A 20,487-nucleotide genomic window follows, 5' to 3' on the forward strand; every position below is an offset into this window, starting at 1 on the left:
GACACGCTTTACGCGACGCATGCAACTGCCACCTACGTCTTCTCTGTCTGACAGGGAGATGGGCCCGTCAGGGCCGAGGAGCGAGCAGACCGGGGCAGTTCGTGGGACGGCGCAAGACCAGCATATGGATCGCATTCGTCACGGGTGTGACGCTGATGGGCGCGAGCGCCTGCGGCGGAGGCGGCAGCGACACGGCGAGCGGGGGCGACGCGAAGGCCTCGGCCGAGCCGAGTGCGAGCGCCTCCCCGTCACCGACGAAGCCCGCGGGTCCGCCGATGCTGCTGGAGACGATCACCCCGCAGACGGGGACCACGGTCGGCGTGGCCATGCCGATCTCGGTGATCTTCACGAACCCCGTGGCGGCCAAGGCGCGGGCCACCGTCGAGAAGCACATGAAGGTGAGTGCCTCCCAGCCGGTGGCCGGCGCCTGGCACTGGATGGGCGACAAGCGCGCCGACTGGCGCCCGAAGACGTACTGGCCCTCCGGTACGACGGTGAAGATCGACGCCGACATGACGGGCGTCAGCAACGGCAACGGACGATACGGCGTGCACAGCTACACGCACACCTTCAAGATCGGTGACGACGTGCGCGCGGACGTCTCGGTGACCGGCCACACCATGAAGGTGACCCGGAACGGCACCCTGGTGCGCACCCTGTCGATCAACGCGGGCAGCGCCGAGTTCCCGACGTGGGACGGCACGATGGCCGTCATCGACAAGCAGGAGAAGGTCCACATGACCTCCTGCAGCGTCGGGATCAGCTGCGACAAGGGCAGTCCCAACTACTACGACCTGACACTGCCCTGGGACATCCACCTCACCCAGTCCGGCACCTACGTCCACTACTCGACCGGCGACCCGAACCCGGGCAGCGGCAGCGCCCGCGGCTCGCACGGCTGCGTCCACCTGTCCCTGTCGGACGCCAAGTGGTTCTACGGCCAGGTCAAGCAGGGCGACCCCGTCACGATCACCGGCTCCCCCCGCGGCAAGGCGCCGGCCGACAACGGCTACGCCGACTTCAACCTGGACTGGGACCAGTGGCTCGCGGGCAGCGCCTCCGGAGAGTCGACGACCGCGTCTCTTTGACGCACATGAGAGTGGGATTCTCCACTCTCTGCCGGAAGGCGCCGTCCTGTCGGGTCGGGGTCAGAAGTGCGTGGCGATCCCGAAGACGCGGCGGAGTTGCGCCATGTCCTGGCGGTCGCGTTCCGTTGGCTCGTACCCCTGATGGAAGTAGACCTGCTGCTCGGCGGACAGGCACGGGACGGGTGTTCCCTGGATGGTGCCCGTGACGAAGCAGGACGAGGGATAGGCGAAGGGATGTTGCGGGTCGGGGGACGCCTGCGCCGCTGAGCCGTCAGCGCTGAAGACCAGTGGATGAAGGTCGATCTCCCGCCCGTCCGCAGACTTCACGACGAAGCGGATGGGTCGCCAGTTCAGGCTCTCCGCGAAACCTGCCGTGGAGAGAGCGGCGACTACGGCGGCTTCCTGGTCCTGCCGGTGCATCAGGTCCAGGTCGCGGTGGTCTCGGGTCTGCACGCCGACCAGCGCGTCGATCCCCCATCCGCCACCGACCCAGACGTCAAGCTCCGCTCGCTGGAGCAGGGCCAGGACGAACAACACGTCATCAGCTGTCATCACCCGACGCAGGCTAGGAGTGTCAGGGGGCGGGCAGCGAATGCTTTCTCTCGACGCCTCCGGGGCCGGTCGGCCGGGGGCCGCTGCCCTAGGCTCGTCGACCATGGCGGTTCTGATCAGCGTGTGGGGGGCCTCTCCCGGAGTGGGCAAGTCGACCCTGTGCGCTGGTCTGGTCGGGTGGCTGGCCGATGCCGGGCTGCGCGTGGACCACTTCCGTGAGGAGGAGGTCCTGACCAGGCCGCAGTTCAGCGCGGTGGCCGAGTCTTTCGAGAGAACCGGCGCGGTCGACCTGGCGACGCTGATCGCGGCGACCGCCGAGTTCGTCGATTCGGTGCTGGTGGACGGCGACGACGTGGTGGTCGCGGACGCCCTGGTGCCTTACATACCTACGGTGCTGGCCATGGGGCACGAGGAGGAGACGATCGGCGCGTTCATGACCGAGCTGACGGCGGTGCTCGCCCCGGTCTCTCCGGTCATGGTCTTTCTCGACGGGAATGCCGAAGCCGCCCTGTCCCGGGCTGTCAGGAGGGAAGGGGCGCGGTGGCTCGACTGGTATGTCGGAAAGCTCGCCGCGTACGCGGTCAGCCCTCCGGTGACGGACCTCGCCTCGGCGGTGACCTACCTGCGGCGCGAGCGCGCGGTGACACTTGGCGCCATGGCCCGGCACGAGTGGGACCTCGTCGTGATCGAGCGCGCCGACGAACTGTCCCGAAGCGAGGTGCTGAGGGCCACGCAGCGGAGCTTGAGGCCGTGGCTCAAGACGGCCACGCGTTAGGGGAGGACGGCCCGGGCATCGGCCGTCGACCCTGGTGAAGTGGCGGTTGCGGGGGGGAAGGTCGGTGCCGCCCGGCCGGGGGTGCGTCCAGCAGCCCGCCTTGCTCGCGTGTCCGCGTACGGCGACGGGGCGCCCCGGCACGGAGCGCCCCGTCGCGGTCTCGTCGTAGCCGGTCAGTCGGCCGGGGTCAGGGCGACCTCCGCGCTGCCCGAGAGGGAAGGCAGGCCGGCCGGGGGTGTGTCGGTGTAGGTGGCGTTGAAGACCGCCTTGAGGTTGTCGGAGCCGGAGTGGCCGCCGTCCACGAAGGTCTTGAACGATCCGGAGCAGCCGTTGCTCGTCGACAGCGGGTGGCCGTGCGAGTCGTGGCCGAGGATGAACGAGACGCTGACCTTCGCGCAGTCCACCGGCTGGTCGTCGGTGACGGTGACCTGCCAGGTGACCGTGTCACCCCAGTGGAACGGGGTGCCGCCGTGCGGGGCCGGGTCGGTGGTGAGCGAGACGACCGGTGCCTTGTTGCCGACGACGACCGGAACCGACGCGGAGGCCGAACGCCCGGTGCTGTCGGTCACCTTCAGTGTGGCGTCGTAGACGGCGTTCTCGGTGAACGTGTGCTTCGGGTTCGCCTCCCTGGAGTCGACCGTGCCGTCGGCGTCGAAGTCCCAGGCGTAGCGCAGGGCGTCGCCGTCGGCGTCGGTCGTGCCGGCGCTGGAGAACTGGACGGTGAGCGGGCTGGTGCCGTTGACGACGTCCGCGGCGACCTTGGGCTCCGGGGTGCGGTTGCCTCGCGTGAAGTCGATGCGGGACAGCTGGGCCTCGGGCAGCTCCGCGAAGTACCCGGTGCCGTACTCGAGGACGTACAGCGCGCCGTCGGGGCCGAACTCGGCGTCGATCGGGCCGTCCGTCTTGATCGTGGGAATCGCGTCCTCGATCTTGAGGACCTGGTTCTTCTTGCCGAGGGTGATGGCCTTCATCTGGTCACGGGTCCACTCGTAGAAGAGCGGCTTGCCGTCGAAGTACGAAGGCCAGCGGTTCTGGGCCTTGTTGCTCTTGTTGTACTGGTAGACCGGGCCGCCCATGGGGCCGATGCCGCCCGTGCCGAGCTCCGGGAACTCCGCGGAGGCCCCGTAGCCGTAGACGATCTCCGCGTCCTCGACCGGGGGCAGCTCGCTGCGGCCGGTGTTGTGGCGGGAGTCGTTGACCGGCTTGGCGCAGTTGAAGGCGCCGGCGGAGGTCTGGGTGGCGAAGTCGTAGTCCTGGTAGGGCATGTCCTGGGTCACGCAGAACGGCCAGCCGTAGTTGGCGGGGCGGTCGATGACCATCCAGCGTCCGTGGCCGGCGGGACCGCGGCCCGGGTTGGCGGTGTTGGCGTCGGGCGAGTAGTCGCCGACGTAGACCTCGCCGGTCTTGTCGTCGACGCCGAAGCGGAACGGGTTGCGCAGGCCCATGGCGTAGATCTCGGGGCGGGTCTTCGGGGTGCCCGGCGCGAAGAGGTTGCCGCGCGGTATCTGGTATCCGCCGCCCGGCTTGACCTGGATGCGCAGGACCTTGCCGCGCAGGTCGTTGGTGTTGCCCGCGGTGCGTCGCGCGTCGTAGGCCGGGTTGCGGTCGGCGCGGTCGTCCAGCGGGGCGTAGCCGTCGGAGGAGAACGGGTTGGAGTCGTCGCCGGTCGACAGGAACAGGGTGCCCTTGGCGTCGAAGTCGATCTTGCCGCCGACGTGGCAGCAGATGCCGCGGTCGGCCGGTACGTCGATGACCTTCTGCTCGGTGGCGAAGTCGAGCTTGTTGCCGACGAGCTTGAACCGCGAAAGGCGGGTGACGCCCTTGTACTTGGCGAAGTCCGCGGCCGTACCGAACTGGGGTGCGTCGCCTTCGTTGACGCCGGGGGTGGCAGGGTCGTCCATGGGGGTGTCGAGGCGGGGCGAGTAGTACAGGTAGACCCAGTGGTTCTTGGCGAAGCCGGGGTCGATGGCGATGCCCTGGACGCCCTCCTCGTCGTGCTGGTAGAGCCCCGCGGGGCTCTTCTTCAGGTCGGCGGCGAGGAAGTTGACGCCGCTCTTGGGGTCGTGGATGCGGACCTCTCCGGTGCGCGCCGTGTGCAGCACGCGCCGGTCGGGGAGGACGGCGAGGGCCATGGGCTCGCCCGGGCGGTCGTTGAGGGTGACTTTCTGGAAGTCCGACGCGTTCGGCGGTGCGGGGTCCGGTTTGGCGGCCTGCGCCGGGGAGACGGGCATGAGCCCCACGGCTCCGGCCAGGGCGGCTGCCCCTAGGAGGGTGACGATCCGTCTGTTGCGCACTCAGAACTCCTTCGGTCTGGTCGGCGGCCGCGATGCGGGTCCGCGGCCGCCGGCCGGTGCAGGGTGGAGGCGGGTCAACTGGCAGGCGCGTTCCGTACGTTGCGCACGGGAGCACGTCTGCTGGGATGTCGGGTGAGGCTTCGTCAGTGGCGGGCGCGCAGGGCCGCGAGGTTGTCGTAGCCGATGCGGGCGTAGTCCAGGGACTGGCCGGGCACGGTCGTGCTGGGCGCGTTGTCCTGCTCGACCATCGGGTTGCGGTAGTTCTTGTCACCCACCCGGGTGAAGAACCGCCGGTAGTCGATGTCGCCGGTGCCGAACGGCACCATGTCGTAGCCCAGCCCGCTCTGGGTGTTGACGACGCCGTCCTTGGCGTGGAAGAGCGGGAAGCGGGTGCTGTTGCGCTCCACGAGGGCGGCCGGGTCGAAGACGCGCTCGCGCTGGGAGCCGTCGTGGGCGGTGTAGGTGTGGAACTTGTACTGGGCCACGTGCGCCCAGAAGACGTCGAGTTCCAGGTAGACGCTCTTGCGGTCGGTCACCTTCAGGAAGTACTCCAGCTTGCGGATGCCGGAACTGCGGGTCGGCCGGCCCTGGGCGTCGAGCGGGCCGCCGTCGAGCAGGAAGTCGTAGGCCGCGTCGTGGTTGTGGGTGTAGAGCTTGATGCCCTCGCGGCGGGCGATGGCGCCCAGCGTGTTCCACTTCTGCGCGGCGACGTCCCAGTCGGCCCGGTAGGGGGTGTTGGTGGGGTCGGCGCCGGTGCCCATGTGGTCCATGCCGAGGATGTTGGAGATCTCCAGCCAGCGCTTGAAGGTGTCCTTGTCGGCCGGCGTCAACGGCCAGGACGGCGGGATGTAGCCGTGGCTGCCCTGTGCCCGCAGGCCGTACTCGTCGAGCCAGGAGCGCAGCAGCTTCGCGCCCTGGACGGTGCCCAGGTCGGCGCCACCGGGTGCGTTGGCGTGCTGGCCGTAGCCGGCGAACTCCACCTGGCGGTAGCCGAATCGGGACAGCTGCTTGAAGACCTCGCGGAAGCCGGAGGGCAGGTCCGAGGCGAGCGGGTCGCGGCCGATCGCGTCCCGGACGGTGTAGAGGATGATGCCGCGCTTGTGCGGCGGGACCAGGGCGGAACGGCCGCGGTCATGGCCGGCGGCTTCCGGTCCGTTCTGCGCCAGGGCGGGCGAGGCGCCGAAGACCGGGGCCGCGATCGCCGCCCCGGTGACGGCCGTGCAGGTGCTGAGGAAGCGGCGGCGGCTGACGCCGAGGGTGCGGCGCAGTGCGTCGCCGGTGACGGCTTCGTCGTTGAACGCGGTCACAGTGGTTCTCTCTTTCGTCGTCGCGGTGCTGCGGGTGCCTTGCGGCTTCCGCCTCCGGCGAGGCCGGGGAGCCGCAGGAGAAGGGACTTCACTTCGGTGGCCGCTCCACGGCCGGATACTGCGCGGGGGGTGGAGAACTGGACGAGCGGACGGTCGTCGACGCTCGTACGGAAGCGGACCTGGCAGCCGCGGACAGGGGCCGCTGCGGGTGGGGCCAGAAGTGCCGCATCGGGTGGGGCCAGGAGTGCCGCTGCGGGTGGGGCAAGGAGTTCCGCTGCGGGTGGGGCCGGGAGGGAGGACGGCATCAGCGCGCCTCCCGAAGGCGGTCGGCGAACGACAGGAGCGCGGTGTACTGCTCCCCCAGACCCGCCGGGCCCGCGTCGGGGTCCTTGAAGTAGAAGCCCAGTTCGGGGAGCGGGCCGGACAGGCCCGCCTCGTGGGCGCGGGCGACCAGCCGGGCCAGGTCCAGGACGAGCGGCGCGGCGAGGGCGGAGTCGCAGCCCTGCCAGGTGGTCTGGAGGATCATGCGGGTGCCGAGGAAGCCGTCGAAGGCGATGTGGTCCCAGGCGGTCTTCCAGTCTCCGAGTGCCGGGACGTCGTCGATGTGGACCTCGCCCTGCGGTGTGTGTCCGAGGGTGTCGGCCAGGACGCGTTCCTTGCCGGCGTTCTTCGCCGCGGCCGCGCCCGGATCGGCCAGGGCCGCTCCGTCGCCGCCGCCCAGCAGGTTGGTGCCCGACCAGGCGCGGACCTCCAGAGCGCGTTGGGTGAACATCGGGCCGAGGACGGAGCGGAGCAGGGTCTGGCCGGTCTTGCCGTCACGGCCCGCGTGGGGCAGCGCGGCGACCGCGGCGGCCTCCGTGAGGGCCGGGGTGCGCAACCCGGTGGACGGCGTGAAGTTGACGTAGGGACAGCCGGCTCGCACGGCGGCGGCCGCGTAGAGGGAGCTCGCGGGCAGTCGTACGGCGTCGGGTGCGGGCAGTGGCTCGGTGGAGGAGACGTTGACGACGACCACCCGTGCCAGTGCGTTGCGCACGCGGAACGAGGTGAGGTCGGCCGCGAAGTCCGCGATGAGTTCCTCGTCGCTCCGCGTGTCGCCCGGGAGGGGGCCACCGAGCCGTATCTCCTCGTCCGCGGCCTGGAGTTCGGAACGCACGGCGGGGGCGAGCCCGTGCGGCAGGACACCCGCGTCGGTGAGGTGTTCGGCCCGCTTGGGCAGCGGGGAGTGCGCGGTGTCATGGCCGCCGAAGACGAGCGAGTGGAGGGGCGGCAGGCCCGTGCCGTCGAAGGGGGCGGTCTCGGTGACCATGCCGGTCGGCGGTCGCAGTCGGGCGGCGACCGCCGCGCAGCCGGCGACGGCGGTGGTCGCGACCGATCCGCGGGCTCCGACGAACCAGACACCGGTGCGTGCGGTCCGCCCGACGGTGTGGGGCTCCGATGCGTTCCCGTCGTGGGTCACGGGCTGCCTCCCTGCCATGTCGATGTTCCGATGCGGTTGGAGGACGGTCGGCGGGGGCGCGAGGGCCTCCCGTCCACCGTCGGCACGGGGACGGCTTCGGCCGCGGTCCGGAGGGGTGCTCCGTGGTAAAGGCGCGGCTGCGGCGTGCGAGCGGCGACAAGGGGCCGCCGGTGAGAGATGCGGGTGCCTCAGGGTCTTGGTCGTGCGCTGTGCGGGGTCGTTCTCGGTCGGACGGTCGAACGATTGGTGCGCGTACGGCCCTAACTCGTCGTCAGTTTCGAGCCACTGTGTGGTTCCTGTGCACGAAGGGACCGTAGCCCCGTTCGTCCTTGGCCGGAACCCCTTGCGCAGCGAAACGGCGAACTTCTTCCAGGACCAGGACAAAGCCGTGAATGGGCAGGGTGGATCGGCCCGGCGGCTCGCTGTGACGTTATGTCAGCACTCCGCCGGGTTTGCGCCTTCTGCACAGGGGCCCTTGGTGGTCGCCTAGTTGTCGCCGCCTCCGAAGGCGGCGTCGAAGGAGGCCGACGGCGGCTCGAAGTCGTAGCGCTTCAGGCTCTTCAACGCCTCCGGTGCGCCCTGCAGCCGGTCCATGCCGGCGTCCTCCCACTCCACCGAGATCGGACCTTGGTAGTCGATGGAGCGCAGCATGCGGAAGACGTCCTCCCAGGGCACGTCCCCGTGGCCGGCGGAGACGAAGTCCCAGCCGCGGCGCGGATCGCCCCAGGGCAGGTGGGAGCCGAGGCGGCCGTTGCGGCCGTCCAGGCGCTTGCGGGCCTCCTTGCAGTCGACGTGGTAGATCCGCTCACGGAAGTCGTAGAGGAAGCCGACCGGGTCCAGGTCCTGCCACACGAAGTGCGAGGGGTCGAAGTTCAGCCCGAACGCCGCACGATGGTCAACGGCCTCCAGAGCGCGCCGGGTTGTCCAGTAGTCGTAGGCGATCTCGCTGGGATGGACCTCGTGCGCGAACCGCACACCCTCGGCGTCAAACACGTCCAGGATCGGGTTCCAGCGGGCGGCGAAGTCCTCGTAGCCGCGCTCGATCATCGCCTCCGGCGCGGGCGGGAACATCGCGACCAGATGCCAGATCGCCGAGCCGGTGAAACCGATGACGGTCTCGACACCGAAGGCGGCCGCGGCCCGCGCGGTGTCCTTCATCCGGTCCGCCGCCCGCTGCCGCACCCCCTCCGCGTCACCGTCGCCCCAGATCACGGACGGCAGGATCGCCTGGTGGCGTTCGTCGATGATGGCATCGCACACCGCCTGCCCGACCAGGTGGTTGGAGATCGCCCAGCACTTCAGGCCGTACTTCTCCAGCAGTTGATGCCGGGACTTCACATACGACGGGTCCGCGAGCGCCTTGTCGACCTCGAAGTGATCGCCCCAGCAGGCGAGTTCGAGACCGTCGTAGCCGAACTCGGCGGCCAGGCGGCAGACCTCCTCCAACGGCAGATCGGCCCACTGACCCGTGAACAGCGTGAACTGACGCGGCATGTGTCGAAACCCTCCTCAGACGGCAATCGGCGTGTAGACGGAGTTCTTCTCCGCGCTCTCCTCCACCGCCGCGAGCACCCGCTGGACCTGGAGCCCGTCCGCGAACGACGGCCGCGGTTCCGTGCCGGACGCGATGGCGTGCACGAGGTCACGGGCCTGGTGGACGAAGGTGTGCTCGTAACCCAGGCCGTGGCCCGGCGGCCACCACGCCTCCAGGTAGGGGTGCTCGGGCTCGGTGACGACGATCCGGCGGAACCCCGCCGTGGCGACGGGCTCCCGATGGTCGTGGAAGGACAGCTCGTTGAGCCGCTCCAGGTCGAACGCGAGTGAACCGGACTCGCCGTTGATCTCCAGACGCAGGGCGTTCTTGCGCCCTGTCGCCATCCGGGTCGCCTCGAAGGTGGCGAGTGCCCCCGAGGCGAGCCGGCCCGTGAAGACGGCCGCGTCGTCGACCGTCACCGGCCCGCGCCCGGTACCGCCGGACGCCGTCAGGCCGGAGGAGGCGCCGTCGAGGCGGGGGCGTTCCCTGACGAAGGTCTCCATCTGGGCGGAGACGCCGACCAGGACCTCGCCGGCCAGGTACTGCGCGAGGTCGACGATGTGCGCGCCGAGGTCGCCGAGCGCCCCCGATCCCGCGTGCTCCCGTTGCAGCCGCCACGTCAGCGGGAAGTCGGGGTCGACCAGCCAGTCCTGGAGGTAGCTGACCCGTACGTGACGCAGTGTGCCGAGCCTGCCGTCCGCGATGAGGCCGCGCGCGAAGGTGAGGGCCGGCACGCGCCGGTAGTTGAAGCCCACCATGGCCAACTGCCCTCGTGAGCGGGCCTCTTCGGCTGCCGCGACCATGGCCTCCGCCTCGGCGACCGAATTGGCCAGTGGCTTCTCGCACAGCACGTGCTTGCCCGCCTCCAGCGCCGCGATCGCGATCTCCGCATGGCTGTCGCCCGGTGTGCAGATGTCGACGAGCTGGACGTCGTCGCGGGCTATGAGGGCACGCCAGTCGGTCTCCGTGGCGGCCCAGCCGTGCTTGTCGGCCGCCGCCCGCACACCCTTGGCGTCGCGACCGGCGACCGCGGCCAGGACCGGCCGCAGAGGCAGGTCGAACGCGTGCCCGACGGTGCGCCACCCTTGGGAGTGTGCGGCGCCCATGAACGCGTAGCCGACCATCCCCACGCCCAGTCGCGGCGGTGCGGTCCGACTGTCCCTCTGTTCCATACGGATTCCTCCTCGTCGGAGTGTCACTGAGTCGTCGTGCTCTCGGGGGGCGCTCGGCCCGGCCCGGTCAGATGAAGCCGGTCGGCAGGTACTGGTCGACGTTGTCCTTGGTGACCACGGCCGAGTAGAGGGTCAGCGAGGACGGGATCTCGAACTCGGCGAGGCCGCCGACACCCTTGCCCTGGCCGAGCGCCCGGGCGAGATCGATGGCGGAGGCGGCCATGGTCGGCGGGTACAGGACGGTCGCCTTCAGCACGCTGTTGCCGGCCTTGATGGCGTCCATCGCGGACTTGGCGCCGGCGCCGCCGACCATGAGGAAGTCGTCGCGGCCTGCCTGGTCGATGGCGCGCAGCGCGCCCACACCCTGATCGTCGTCGTGGTTCCACAGCGCGTCGAAGCTCGACTGGGCCTGGAGCAGCTGGGCCATCTTGGCCTGCCCGGACTCGACCGTGAAGTCGGCTGCCTGACGGGCCACCTTGCGGATGTTGGGATAGTTCTTCAGGGCGTCGTCGAAGCCCTTGGTGCGCTGCTGGGTCAGTTCGAGGTTGTCGAGGCCGGCGAGTTCGACGACCTTGGCGTTCTTCTTGCCCTTGAGCTGCTCGCCGATGTAGTGGCCGGCGTTGAGGCCCATGCCGTAGTTGTCGCCGCCGATCCAGCAGCGGTACGCCTGCGGGGAGGCGAAGATGCGGTCCAGGTTGACGACGGGGATGCCCGCCCGCATGGCCTGGAGGCCGACCTGGGTGAGGGCCTTGCCGTCGGCCGGCAGGATCACCAGGACGTCGACCTTCTTGTTGATCAGCGTCTGGACCTGGCCGATCTGCTGGGCGGTGTCGTTGGAGCCCTCGGTGATCTCCAGGGTGACGTCCGAGTACTTCTTCGCCCGTGACTTGGCATTGGTGTTGATGGCGTTGAGCCAGCCGTGGTCGGCCTGCGGGCCCGCGAAGCCGATGGTGACGGCCTTGCCCGGCTTGTCGTCCGCGACCGGGGCGGCGTTGTCCGCGGCCTGTGCCTGGTCCTTGGGCTCATTGCTGGTGCAGGCCGTGAGCAGGGCGCCGGCGGAGACGGCGGCGGTGCCGAACAGGAGGGCTCTGCGGCTGGTGGCGGGGGTTTGGGGCATGGCGGATCGACCCTTCGAGTGGGCGGGGGCGTCGGACGGAGCCCGACTGGACTGTGCGGGTCCGGTGGATGGGGGGTGGGCGCCGGACGGCGGTGTCAGGGGCCGCCGTCCGGCGGGTGTTGCACGGCGGTCAGATGTCACCGTGCAACGAGTGGCACACGGCGGTCAGATGTCACCGTGCAGCGAGCGGCGCTGGACCAGGACGGCGGCGACGATGATGGCGCCCTTCGCGATCTGCTGGACAGCGGTCTCGAGGTTGTTCAGGGCGAAGATGTTGGTGATCGTGGTGAAGACCAGGACGCCGAGGACGGAGCCGATGATGGTGCCGCGGCCCCCGCTGAGCAGGGTGCCTCCGATGATCGCCGCGGCGATGGCGTCGAGTTCGTAGAGGTTGCCGTTGGTGTTCTGCCCGGAGCCGGCGAGCACGATCAGCATGAACGCGGCGATGCCGCAGCACAGCCCGGACAGCAGGTAGAGGTACAGGCGCTGGCGGCGGACGTCGATGCCGGCGAGGCGGGCCGCCTCCGCGTTGCCGCCGACCGCGACGGTACGGCGGCCGAAGGTGGTGCGGTTCAGCACCAGCCAGCCGATGACGGTGACCGCGGCGAAGATCAGGACCAGGGGCGGGATGCCGAGGATGTAGGAGTCCCTGGCACCGAGGTCGAGCACCGACGAGACGCTCACGATCTGTGTGCTGCCGTCCGTGATCTGGAGTGCCAGACCCCGGGCGGAGGCGAGCATGGCCAGCGTCGCGATGAACGGCACCATCCTGCCGTAGGCGATCAGCAGCCCGTTCACGAGGCCACAGCCGACACCGACGACCAGTGCGGTGAACAGGATGCCCGCGAAGCCGAACTCCTGGGTGGCGACGGTCGTGGCCCACACCGAGGCGAGCGCCACGATCGCGCCGACCGACAGGTCGATGCCCCCGCTGGTGATGACGAAGGTCATGCCGACGGTGACGACGCCGATCACGGACGCCTGGGTGAGGACGAGTTGGAGATTGCTCGTCGCGAGGAACTCGTCCGGTGCGGTGATCCCACCGACCGCGACGAGGACGGCGAGGACTCCGAGCAGGGACAGGGTGCGCACGTCCCATCCCCACCGGGGACCCGATCGGCGTGAACTCTCCTGCTGCCCCGCGGACTTGGCGGTGGACGTCGGCGCATCGTCGTGCGCCGCGGTGGTCGGCTGGGTCATGGCGTCGGGCTCCCTTCCATCACTAGATCAAGTACGCGGTGCTCGTCGAGCTCCCGGGCGTCCGCGGTGTGCACGACGCTGCCTTCACGGAGCACCAGCACCCGGTCGGCGAGCCCCAGGACCTCGGGCACCTCGCTGGACACGAGAAGTACGGCCAGGCCCTCGTCGGCCAGTCGGCGGATCACGGCGTAGAGCTCCGCCCGGGCGCCGATGTCGACGCCCCTGGTGGGCTCGTCGAGCAGCAGGACCTTGCAGCCGCGCAGCAGCCAGCGGGCGAGCACGGCCTTCTGCTGGTTGCCGCCGGACAGGGTCCTGATCGCGGCGTCGGGGTTGTCCGGCCGCAGGGACAGTTCCCGTACCGCCTGGTGTGTCGCGGTCCGTTCGGTACGCCGGTCGAGCCAGCCCGCGCGGGCGAACCGGGACAGCGTGGAGATCGAGACGTTGCTGCTGACGGACTCCAGCATCAACAGGCCCTGCGCCTTGCGTTCTTCGGGCGCGAGACCGATACCGGCCCGGACTGCGGCGCGGACGCTTCCGGGGCGCAGGGGTGTGCCGTCGACGAGGACACGGCCCTCGTCGGGCCGGCGAGCCCCGTAGATCGTCTCCAGGATCTCGCTGCGCCCGGATCCGACGAGCCCGGCAAGGCCGACGATCTCACCGGGCCGTAGCTCCAGGTCGACGGGCGCGAACTCCCCCCGCCGGCTGAGCCCTTCGACCTTCAGCACGGACTGCCGCCGCGCGGCGAACCCGGCCTCGGGCCGCTCGGGGAAGACGTACTCCACGTTCCGCCCGGTCATCAGGGACACCACCTCATGGGTCGGTGTGGACTTGGCGGGCAGTCCGCCCGCGACCGAACGCCCCTCCTTCAGGACGGTGACCCGGTCGCCGATGCGCCGGATCTCCTCCAGGCGGTGGGAGATGTAGATGACGGCGACGCCGTCGGCCGTCAGATCGCCCACGATCCTGAACAGGTTGTCCACCTCTTCGGGGTCGAGCGCCGCCGACGGCTCGTCCATCACGATCAGCCGGACCTCGTGGGACAGTGCGCGGGCCATCGAGACGATCTGCTGCTGCGCCGCCGAGAGGTCACCGACGAGCCGCGTCGGATCGATCTCCGAGTGCCCCAGGCGTTTCAGCAGCTCCGCGGTCGCCGTACGGGCGGCGGAGCCGCGCACCACGAAGCCGGCCGAGGTGGGTTCGTGTCCGAGGTAGACGTTCTCCGCGACGGACAGCCCCTCGATCAGGTCGAGTTCCTGGTAGATGGTGGCGATGCCCAGCCGCATGGCGGCGATCGGCGACCCCAGGGTCACGGGCTCACCTCGCCAGGTGATCTCACCGCCGTCCGGCTGGTGGGCGCCGGCGAGCACCTTGATGAGCGTGGACTTGCCGGCCCCGTTCTGGCCGAGCAGACAGTGCACCTCGCCGGCCTGGACCTCGAGATCCACACCGTCCAGGGCCCGAACGCCGGGGAACGACTTGGTGATGCCGGACATGGTGAGCAGGGGTGGTTGTGGTGCCATGAGGAATCCCCTCGGCGGATGCGGGCCGTGAGTGGGCAGGGCTGGGGTGGATGTGTCGGTTGCGTGGACGGCCGTGGGAACCTCTGCGTCGTACCGGCCGCACCATGGGCTGAGGTTGCGGCTGAGGCGGCAGGGCAGGCTTGATCGCCGGGCGACCAGGCAGGGGGTGACGACCGCCGACGCTTCATGGGCGTTACGGCGGGGAAGTGGTTGTTCCTACGGCTGTGCTGTGGTCGTTGCTACGGCCGTGCTGTGGCGGTTGCTACGGCCGTACTGTGCTCGTTCCTGCGGCGGTGCTGTGGTCGTCCCTTGTCGGACGGCGGTCAGGCCGGTGAGAAGACGTGGTCGCTGATGAGCCGGGCCGCGCCGATGGCTCCGGCGGCCGGCCCCAACTCCCCCAGCACGATGGGCAGGTTGCCCGTGGCCAGCGGCAACGACTGCCGGTACACCTGGGTCCGGACGCTGGCCAGCAGGGTGTGCCCGAGGCCGGTCACTCCGCCGCCGATCACCACCAGGCCCGGGTTGAAGAAGCTGACCAGCCCCGCGATGACCTGGCCCAGGCGTTTTCCGCCCTCGCGGATGAGGTCCAGGGCCACGGCGTCTCCGGCTCCCGCGGCGGCGGACACGTCCTCGGCCGTCAGACGTCCGGCTGTCTCCAACCGGGCGGCGAGGTGTGCCGAGCGGCCCTCCCGCGCCGCCTGCTCCGCGTCGGCGGCCAGCGCGGCACCGCTGAAGTGGGCTTCCAGACAGCCCCGGTTGCCGCACACGCATGCACGGCCATCCGGTTCGACCTGGATATGGCCGATGTCGCCGGCACTGCCGGTGGTCCCGCGGTGGACCTCACCGCCGGCGACGATGCCGCAGCCGATACCGGTGCCGATCTTGACGCAGAGGAAGTCACCCACGGAACGTGCCACGCCCGCGTGCATCTCCCCCATCGCCATCAGGTTCACGTCGTTGTCGACCATGACCGGACAGCCGAGCTCCTGACTGAGCGCCTCCCTCACGGGAAAGCCGTCCCAGCCCGGCATGATCGGCGGAGCCACCGGCACACCCTCGGGAAAGCGGACCGGTCCCGGGACGCCTATGCCGGCGCCGTCGAAACCCTCCGCGAGCCCCGAGGCCCTCAACTTCGCCGCCATGGACAGCACTTGCTCGAAGACCGCGACCGGGCCCTCGCGAACGTCCATCGGCTGGTTCAGATGCCCCAGGACCTCCAACTCCGCGTTCGTCACGGCGACATCGATCGAGGTGGCACCGATGTCGACGCCGAGGAAACGCAGCGTCGGGGCGAGCCGGATGTTGTGGGAGCGGCGGCCGCCCCGGGAGGGGGCCAGCCCGTCCGCGACGACCAGCCCGGTCTCCAGCAGTCGGTCGACTTCGACCGCCAGCTTGGAACGGGACAGGTCCACCAGATCACCCAGCTGGGCACGGGAGTTGGACCCGTGGTCACGCAACAGACGAAGCAGTCGCGCCTGATGGGTGTTCTCAGGCCGAGCCGTCATCCGTCTCACGATCCCTCCCCTCACCCACGACCGGGTCCGGACACCTGATTCCGCCGACTGCGTCGTCAGGCTGTCGAAGAGGAACGTAACAACGATTTTCCAGACTGGGAAGTACTTGTGCGTGAGTCAGGCTTTCTTTTTCCACACTCAGGACAAAGTCTGACGAGGGTTCCCTCGTCCGGCTCGTCAGCGGGAGGCAGTCCACCGAGGGGCGGTCCGGGCCCAGGCCGCGTCCCACCCGGCGAGGTTGTGCCGTTCGAGACGGTGGTGGGCGTAGGCGTACGCGGCTGCGCCGAGGAGGGCGACGGTCATGGCGGCCAGGACGGCGTAGCCGATGGCGCGGTCACGGACCTGTTGCGGGGTCAGGGGCGCGTCCGTGAGCTTTCCCTCCGTGTCGACCCACAGGCGGACGGTGCTTCCGGCGGTCAGGGCGGGTTCGACGTCTGCCTTCGCCGTGCGGGTGTGTCCTCCGGGGTCGGTGAAGCGGACGGTGACCGGGTACAGCGCCTTCTTCGCCTCGTCCGATCCCGGTTCCGGGTGGCCGGGGGCATCGTGCACCAGGACGGCGGGGATGTGGTGCCGGGTGGCGATCTGGTGCCGGGCGGTCTTCTTCCCGTGGCCGTGGGCGGTTTCGCCGACCAGGATCATGACGGCAGGGGTGGCAGCGAGGACGGCCAGGAACAGACCGAGGCCGATCCATGCCTGTGCGAGATCCGTCCTACGGCGGAGGGGGTTGCGTCGCCATCGCCACAGCAGGACGCGTGGGAGGTCTTCGGGAGGGTGTTCAGGGGGTGTGGCGCGGGCCACGGTGTCTCTCCTTTCGCCTTTCGGACCAGCGCGAGGCGGCTCTCCGGGCACCTGGCGTGGCCGAGCATGGGGCCGGGCAGCGGGGCAGCGGTAGCGGCCTATGGGGCCGGGGCGGACGCGGGCCGGCGGGGCTGCGCGGCGTCGGAGGCCGTGGCGGACGAGGGGTGGGCGTGGGCAGCGTGCAGGAGTCTCGCGGCACCCCGGACCCCCGCGGTGTGCGGGGCGCGGACGTGCTGGACGGGAGCGTGCAACCGCTCGGCGAGGGGGCGGGTGATGTCGGCTCGCAGCGCGCCCCCTCCGGCGAGAAGTGCCCCTCGCCGCAGAGCTCCGAGCGTCTGGAGGGTGCGGTCCTCATCGAGCATGGCGGTCACCATGGCGACGACCGCTTCGGCGATCCGCGCGGGCGGGGTGAGGTCGTCCAGGTCGCTGGTGCCCAGGGCGGTGCGGCGGGCGTCGGTCACCGCGCCGTCGACGAGGAGCGTGACCTCGGTGAGGTGGGCGCCGAGGTCCACGACGAGCAGCGGCTGGGCCAGATCGGCGTCAGCGGCCACGGCGACGGCACGCGCGGTGGGCACGGTCAGGACGGCGCGCGGGCGCAGGACCTCGACCGCGGTGCGGGCCTCGGCCCGGTGGGCGACGCCGGCGAGTACGGGCATGGTCATGATGAGCAGGGGGCGGCCGCAGGGGGGCAGGTGTGGGCCGAGCAGCCGGTCCAGCATCCGGGCCGTTCCGGGCGGGTCGACGATGGTGCCGCGCTGAATGGGGCAGGTGGCGCCCGGGCCCGGGGAGGTGAGCGTGGGCGCGTCGAGGATGGTGCGGCGTCCGGATGTCCAGGCACGGGTGCGGGCGCTGCCCAGGTCGAGGGCGATGCCGTAGCAGCGTCGGCACCAGGGCCATGTGCGGTGCCGGGTCGGCGCCGGGCTGCCGGCGGGCGTGGTGGTCATCGGCCGACCTCCTTGACCTGTTGGCACCGTGCGCAGTAGCGGGCCTGCGGCACGATCAGCAGCCGTTCACGGGCGATGGGCCCGCGGCACAGGTGGCAGGTGCCGTAGCGGCCCAGGTCCATGCGGGTGAGGGCGGCTTCCACGTCGGCCAGGACCAGGCGGGCGGAGGCGGCGAGCTTGACGCGGACCTCGAGTTGGGCGGCCGACCGGCGGGAGGGCAGGGCGTCGGCGCGGGGTGCGGCGGCGGCCGAGAGCTGGTGGAGCTGTTCCTGGCGGAACAGTCGTTGCTCGTGCAGGTTCTCGCGCAGTGCGGCGAAGTCCTCCGCCGACAGCTCGGTGTTGTGCTCGTCGATGGTCTGGTGGTTCACCAAGTCACCCCCTGGGCAAGGCGGGAAGGAGTGGTCGCACGGCTGCTCGTCAGACGGCTTTGCGCTGGCAGGGGACACAGAACGGCGTGTAGGGCAGGATCTCCAGGCGCTCGACGGGGATCGGCTTGGCGCAGTCGCGGCAGATGCCGTAGCTGCCGTTGCCGACGCGGGCGACGGCTGCCTCCACCTCGGCGAGGACCCGCCGGATGGTGTCCTTCTGCGTGGACATCACCTGCTCCTCCGCGTCGGGCCGCGTCTCCTCGATCGCCCGCAGCTGGGTGAGACGGGAGGTGCGTTCGTGTTCGAGGCGCTGGAGGGCCTCGTGCGCCGTCAGTCGTTCACGACGGGTCTCGGTCTGCGGTGTGTCGAGGGACATCGCGATGCGTTCCTTCTGTGAGGAGGCGGCTCGTTCGTGTCTCCACCGTGGCCGGGATGCCGTACAAAGCCCATCGGGCGCGATACCCATCTGTGGCGCAGCCCGGGCCCCTTCGCAGCGTGGACAGGTGGGGACCAGGAAATGGGGACTGGACCCCATCGACAGTGCGCCCCGCGGCGGGCAGCCTGGGCAGTTGGCCGGTCGGAGCCAGTGAACGCGGCTCAGCCCCGGGGGTGCCGTGGTGACCGACAGGAGAGACGCGTCGCGTCACACGGAGAAAGGCGTCATCGCGGTGTCCCTGTTCTGGCGGATCTTCGCCCTCAACGCGGTCGTGCTGGGAAGCGCCACCGCGCTGTTGCTGTGGGCGCCCGTCACCGTCTCCGTGCCGGTGCTGCTGACCGAGGCGGTCGTCCTCGTGGCCGGTCTGGTCGTCATGCTGGTCGCCAACGCGGCCCTGCTGCGGATCGGCCTGGCCCCGCTCGGCCGTCTCACACGGCTGATGGCCACGGTCGACCTGCTGCGCCCCGGGCACCGCCTGCCGGAAGGCGGCCACGGAGAGACCGCCGAACTGATCCGCACCTTCAACGCCATGCTCGAGCGCCTCGAGCACGAACGGGCGTCGAGCAGCGCCCGCGCCCTGTTCGCCCAGGAAGCGGAGCGCCGCCGCATCGCACAGGAACTGCACGACGAGGTGGGCCAGAGCATGACCGCGATCCTGCTGTCCCTGGAGCGGGCCGCCGACGAGGCGGACGAGCCGCTGCGCGGTGAACTGCGGCAGATGCAGGAGATCACCAGGGGAAGCCTGGACGAGGTGCGCCGGCTGGTACGCCGACTGCGGCCGGGTGTGCTCGAGGACCTCGGTCTGGTGAGTGCGCTGACCTCGTTGTCCGGTGAGTTCGCCACCCACGTGGCCCTGCGCGTGGTGCGCCGTTTCGACACCGGCCTGCCCGTGCTGGACCACCAGACGGAACTCGTGCTCTACCGCGTCGCCCAGGAGGCCCTGACCAACGCGGCTCGGCATGCCGAGGCCGAGAAGGTCGAGGTGAGCCTGTGTCGCATCGGCGAGGCGGTGGTGCTCTCCGTCGTCGACGACGGCCGAGGCATCCAGGCCGCTCCCGAGGGCGCCGGTGTGCGCGGCATGCGTGAGCGGGCTCTGCTCGTCGGGGCCACGCTCGACATCACCTCCCCGCCGCAGGCCGGCACCGCGGTCCGGCTCACCGTGCCCCTCAGGAAGCCGGCCTTCGAGAAACAGCCCTTCGAGACGCAGTCCCTCGGGAAGCAGCCGTTCAGGAAGCAGCCATGACCACGCCCCACACCTCTGTGATCCGTATCCTCCTCGCCGACGACCACGCGCTGGTACGGCGCGGAGTGCGGCTCATCCTCGACCGGGAGCCGGACCTGGAGGTGGTCGCCGAGGCGGGCGACGGGGCGGAGGCCGTCGAACTGGCCCGCACCCACGAGATCGACCTGGCGGTGATGGACATCGCCATGCCCCGGATGACCGGCCTGCAGGCCACCCGGGAACTCGTCGCACGGAAGCCCGGCGTACGCGTACTGATGCTGACGATGCACGACAACGAGCAGTACTTCTTCCAGGCGCTGAAGGCCGGAGCGGACGGTTACGTGCTGAAGTCGGTGGCCGACCGCGACCTGGTGGCAGCCTGCCGGGCCGCGATGCGTGACGAACCCTTCCTGTACCCGGGCGCGGTCACCGCCCTGATCCGCAACTACCTCGACCGGGTCCGCAACGGCGAGGAGCCGCCCGAGCAGCTGCTGACGGCACGCGAGGAGGAGGTCCTCAAGCTCGTGGCCGAGGGCCACTCCTCCAAGGAGATCGCCGAGTTGCTCTTCATCAGCATCAAGACCGTCCACCGGCATCGGGAGAACCTGCTGCACAAGCTCGGCATGCGTGACCGGCTGGAGCTCACCAGGTACGCGATCCGCGCCGGCCTCATCGAGGCCTGAGCGGGCCGGTCGGCGGCGGGGGGGCGGGAGCCCTGACGGCTGCCGGTACGACACCACCGACGGGGAGGGAGGAGGAGGGGATGGCCCGTTCCGCGTACGCCGTCTCGCGCGTGCGGGGCCCCGGGGTGGCAGCCGCAGTCTGGGCCGTCCTGCTCGCCGCCCTCATCACCCTGCTGGGTCCTGCCGCCCTGGGCGGTGGCGAGTGCCGTGCAGGCGGTGGTTCGGGGTTCGCGGCCGTCGTCGAGCCGGCCTACGGGGAGCCTTACGCGGACACCGCCGACCCGGCCGTCAGCACCGCCGCGGTGCGCGGCCAGGGTGAGGTCACCGGCGAGCGACACGCACCACCGGCCGCTGTGCAGGGCGCGACGCCCACGGCCGGCTCTCCCTCGATGCGGCCCGCGCTGCCCGCCGTCACGACGGCGGGCCCGCCCGTCTCGGCGGATTCGACACCCCGTCACGGGGTGCGGGCACCGCCCTCGCTCTCCGGCATCTGAGCGCTGCCCCTTT

At 70.5% G+C, this 20,487-nt stretch carries 19 protein-coding genes; 5 read left to right on the forward strand and 14 right to left on the reverse strand.

The genetic code is table 11. From position 1 onward, the window contains the following. Positions 1 to 101: 101 nt before the first annotated feature. Positions 102 to 1,088 carry a L,D-transpeptidase gene (locus tag AC2XR2_RS00215; protein ID WP_491513821.1) on the forward strand — a complete coding sequence of 329 codons (987 nt, stop codon included), beginning with the start codon at positions 102 to 104 and terminating at the stop codon, positions 1,086 to 1,088. A gap of 60 nt (positions 1,089 to 1,148) precedes the next feature. Here AC2XR2_RS00215 and AC2XR2_RS00220 read toward each other — a convergent pair whose 3' ends face one another. Continuing rightward, entirely contained in the window at positions 1,149 to 1,640 is a 492-nt protein-coding gene (locus AC2XR2_RS00220) for a nucleotidyltransferase domain-containing protein (RefSeq protein ID WP_491513822.1), read from the reverse strand. Positions 1,641 to 1,743: 103 nt separating this feature from the next. On the opposite strand from AC2XR2_RS00220, the gene AC2XR2_RS00225 reads away from it, so the two are divergent. Beyond that, positions 1,744 to 2,415, forward strand: coding sequence for a hypothetical protein (locus AC2XR2_RS00225; protein WP_491513823.1), 672 nt, complete (start codon positions 1,744 to 1,746; stop codon positions 2,413 to 2,415). A 173-nt stretch (positions 2,416 to 2,588) separates the two neighbouring features. On the opposite strand, the gene AC2XR2_RS00230 is transcribed toward AC2XR2_RS00225, so the two are convergent. The 13 genes from AC2XR2_RS00230 to AC2XR2_RS00290 all read right to left on the reverse strand — a co-directional run bounded on the left by AC2XR2_RS00230 (position 2,589) and on the right by AC2XR2_RS00290 (position 18,015). Beyond that, positions 2,589 to 4,709, reverse strand: a complete 2,121-nt coding sequence (locus AC2XR2_RS00230) for a PQQ-dependent sugar dehydrogenase (protein ID WP_491513824.1) — start codon at positions 4,707 to 4,709, stop codon at positions 2,589 to 2,591. A gap of 143 nt (positions 4,710 to 4,852) precedes the next feature. Beyond that, on the reverse strand, positions 4,853 to 6,016 hold the full coding sequence (locus AC2XR2_RS00235) for a sugar phosphate isomerase/epimerase family protein (protein WP_449352606.1): 1,164 nt from the start codon (positions 6,014 to 6,016) through the stop codon (positions 4,853 to 4,855). A gap of 304 nt (positions 6,017 to 6,320) precedes the next feature. Beyond that, complete coding sequence (locus tag AC2XR2_RS00240) at positions 6,321 to 7,472, reverse strand: inositol-3-phosphate synthase (protein ID WP_491513825.1); 1,152 nt, start codon at positions 7,470 to 7,472, stop codon at positions 6,321 to 6,323. A 486-nt stretch (positions 7,473 to 7,958) separates the two neighbouring features. After that, positions 7,959 to 8,966, reverse strand: coding sequence for a sugar phosphate isomerase/epimerase family protein (locus AC2XR2_RS00245; protein ID WP_491513826.1), 1,008 nt, complete (start codon positions 8,964 to 8,966; stop codon positions 7,959 to 7,961). Positions 8,967 to 8,981: 15 nt separating this feature from the next. Continuing rightward, the gene (locus tag AC2XR2_RS00250; RefSeq protein ID WP_491513827.1) at positions 8,982 to 10,178 is read right to left on the reverse strand and encodes a Gfo/Idh/MocA family protein; all 1,197 of its coding nucleotides are present in this window, start codon (positions 10,176 to 10,178) and stop codon (positions 8,982 to 8,984) included. 67 nt (positions 10,179 to 10,245) lie between these two features. Next, positions 10,246 to 11,295, reverse strand: a complete 1,050-nt coding sequence (locus tag AC2XR2_RS00255; protein ID WP_330269447.1) for a substrate-binding domain-containing protein — start codon at positions 11,293 to 11,295, stop codon at positions 10,246 to 10,248. Positions 11,296 to 11,460: 165 nt separating this feature from the next. After that, the gene (locus AC2XR2_RS00260) at positions 11,461 to 12,495 is read right to left on the reverse strand and encodes an ABC transporter permease (protein WP_491513828.1); all 1,035 of its coding nucleotides are present in this window, start codon (positions 12,493 to 12,495) and stop codon (positions 11,461 to 11,463) included. After that, complete coding sequence (locus AC2XR2_RS00265; protein ID WP_491513829.1) at positions 12,492 to 14,015, reverse strand: sugar ABC transporter ATP-binding protein; 1,524 nt, start codon at positions 14,013 to 14,015, stop codon at positions 12,492 to 12,494. Before AC2XR2_RS00265 ends, AC2XR2_RS00260 begins: the two co-directional genes overlap by 4 nt. 323 nt (positions 14,016 to 14,338) lie before the next feature. Continuing rightward, positions 14,339 to 15,520, reverse strand: coding sequence for an ROK family transcriptional regulator (locus tag AC2XR2_RS00270; RefSeq protein WP_491513830.1), 1,182 nt, complete (start codon positions 15,518 to 15,520; stop codon positions 14,339 to 14,341). A gap of 186 nt (positions 15,521 to 15,706) precedes the next feature. Next, positions 15,707 to 16,327 carry an Rv1733c family protein gene (locus AC2XR2_RS00275; protein ID WP_491513831.1) on the reverse strand — a complete coding sequence of 207 codons (621 nt, stop codon included), beginning with the start codon at positions 16,325 to 16,327 and terminating at the stop codon, positions 15,707 to 15,709. Between the two features lie 98 nt (positions 16,328 to 16,425). After that, positions 16,426 to 17,271 carry a hypothetical protein gene (locus tag AC2XR2_RS00280; protein WP_491513832.1) on the reverse strand — a complete coding sequence of 282 codons (846 nt, stop codon included), beginning with the start codon at positions 17,269 to 17,271 and terminating at the stop codon, positions 16,426 to 16,428. Beyond that, a complete protein-coding gene (locus tag AC2XR2_RS00285) occupies positions 17,268 to 17,642 on the reverse strand; it encodes a TraR/DksA family transcriptional regulator (protein WP_491513833.1) in 375 nt (124 codons plus the stop codon). The genes AC2XR2_RS00280 and AC2XR2_RS00285 overlap by 4 nt, the downstream gene beginning before the upstream one ends. Before the next feature lie 46 nt (positions 17,643 to 17,688). Continuing rightward, positions 17,689 to 18,015, reverse strand: a complete 327-nt coding sequence (locus tag AC2XR2_RS00290) for a TraR/DksA family transcriptional regulator (RefSeq protein WP_491513834.1) — start codon at positions 18,013 to 18,015, stop codon at positions 17,689 to 17,691. A 292-nt stretch (positions 18,016 to 18,307) separates the two neighbouring features. On the opposite strand from AC2XR2_RS00290, the gene AC2XR2_RS00295 reads away from it, so the two are divergent. The 3 genes from AC2XR2_RS00295 to AC2XR2_RS00305 all read left to right on the forward strand — a co-directional run bounded on the left by AC2XR2_RS00295 (position 18,308) and on the right by AC2XR2_RS00305 (position 20,474). After that, entirely contained in the window at positions 18,308 to 19,318 is a 1,011-nt protein-coding gene (locus tag AC2XR2_RS00295) for a HAMP domain-containing sensor histidine kinase (protein WP_381303117.1), read from the forward strand. Further along, positions 19,315 to 19,980, forward strand: a complete 666-nt coding sequence (locus AC2XR2_RS00300) for a response regulator (protein ID WP_381303103.1) — start codon at positions 19,315 to 19,317, stop codon at positions 19,978 to 19,980. Before AC2XR2_RS00295 ends, AC2XR2_RS00300 begins: the two co-directional genes overlap by 4 nt. Positions 19,981 to 20,060: 80 nt before the next feature. Further along, the gene (locus tag AC2XR2_RS00305) at positions 20,061 to 20,474 is read left to right on the forward strand and encodes a hypothetical protein (RefSeq protein WP_491513835.1); all 414 of its coding nucleotides are present in this window, start codon (positions 20,061 to 20,063) and stop codon (positions 20,472 to 20,474) included. The last annotated feature ends 13 nt before the right edge of the window (positions 20,475 to 20,487 follow it).

It is taken from the genome of Streptomyces sp. LS-MS-L19 (assembly GCF_058382285.1).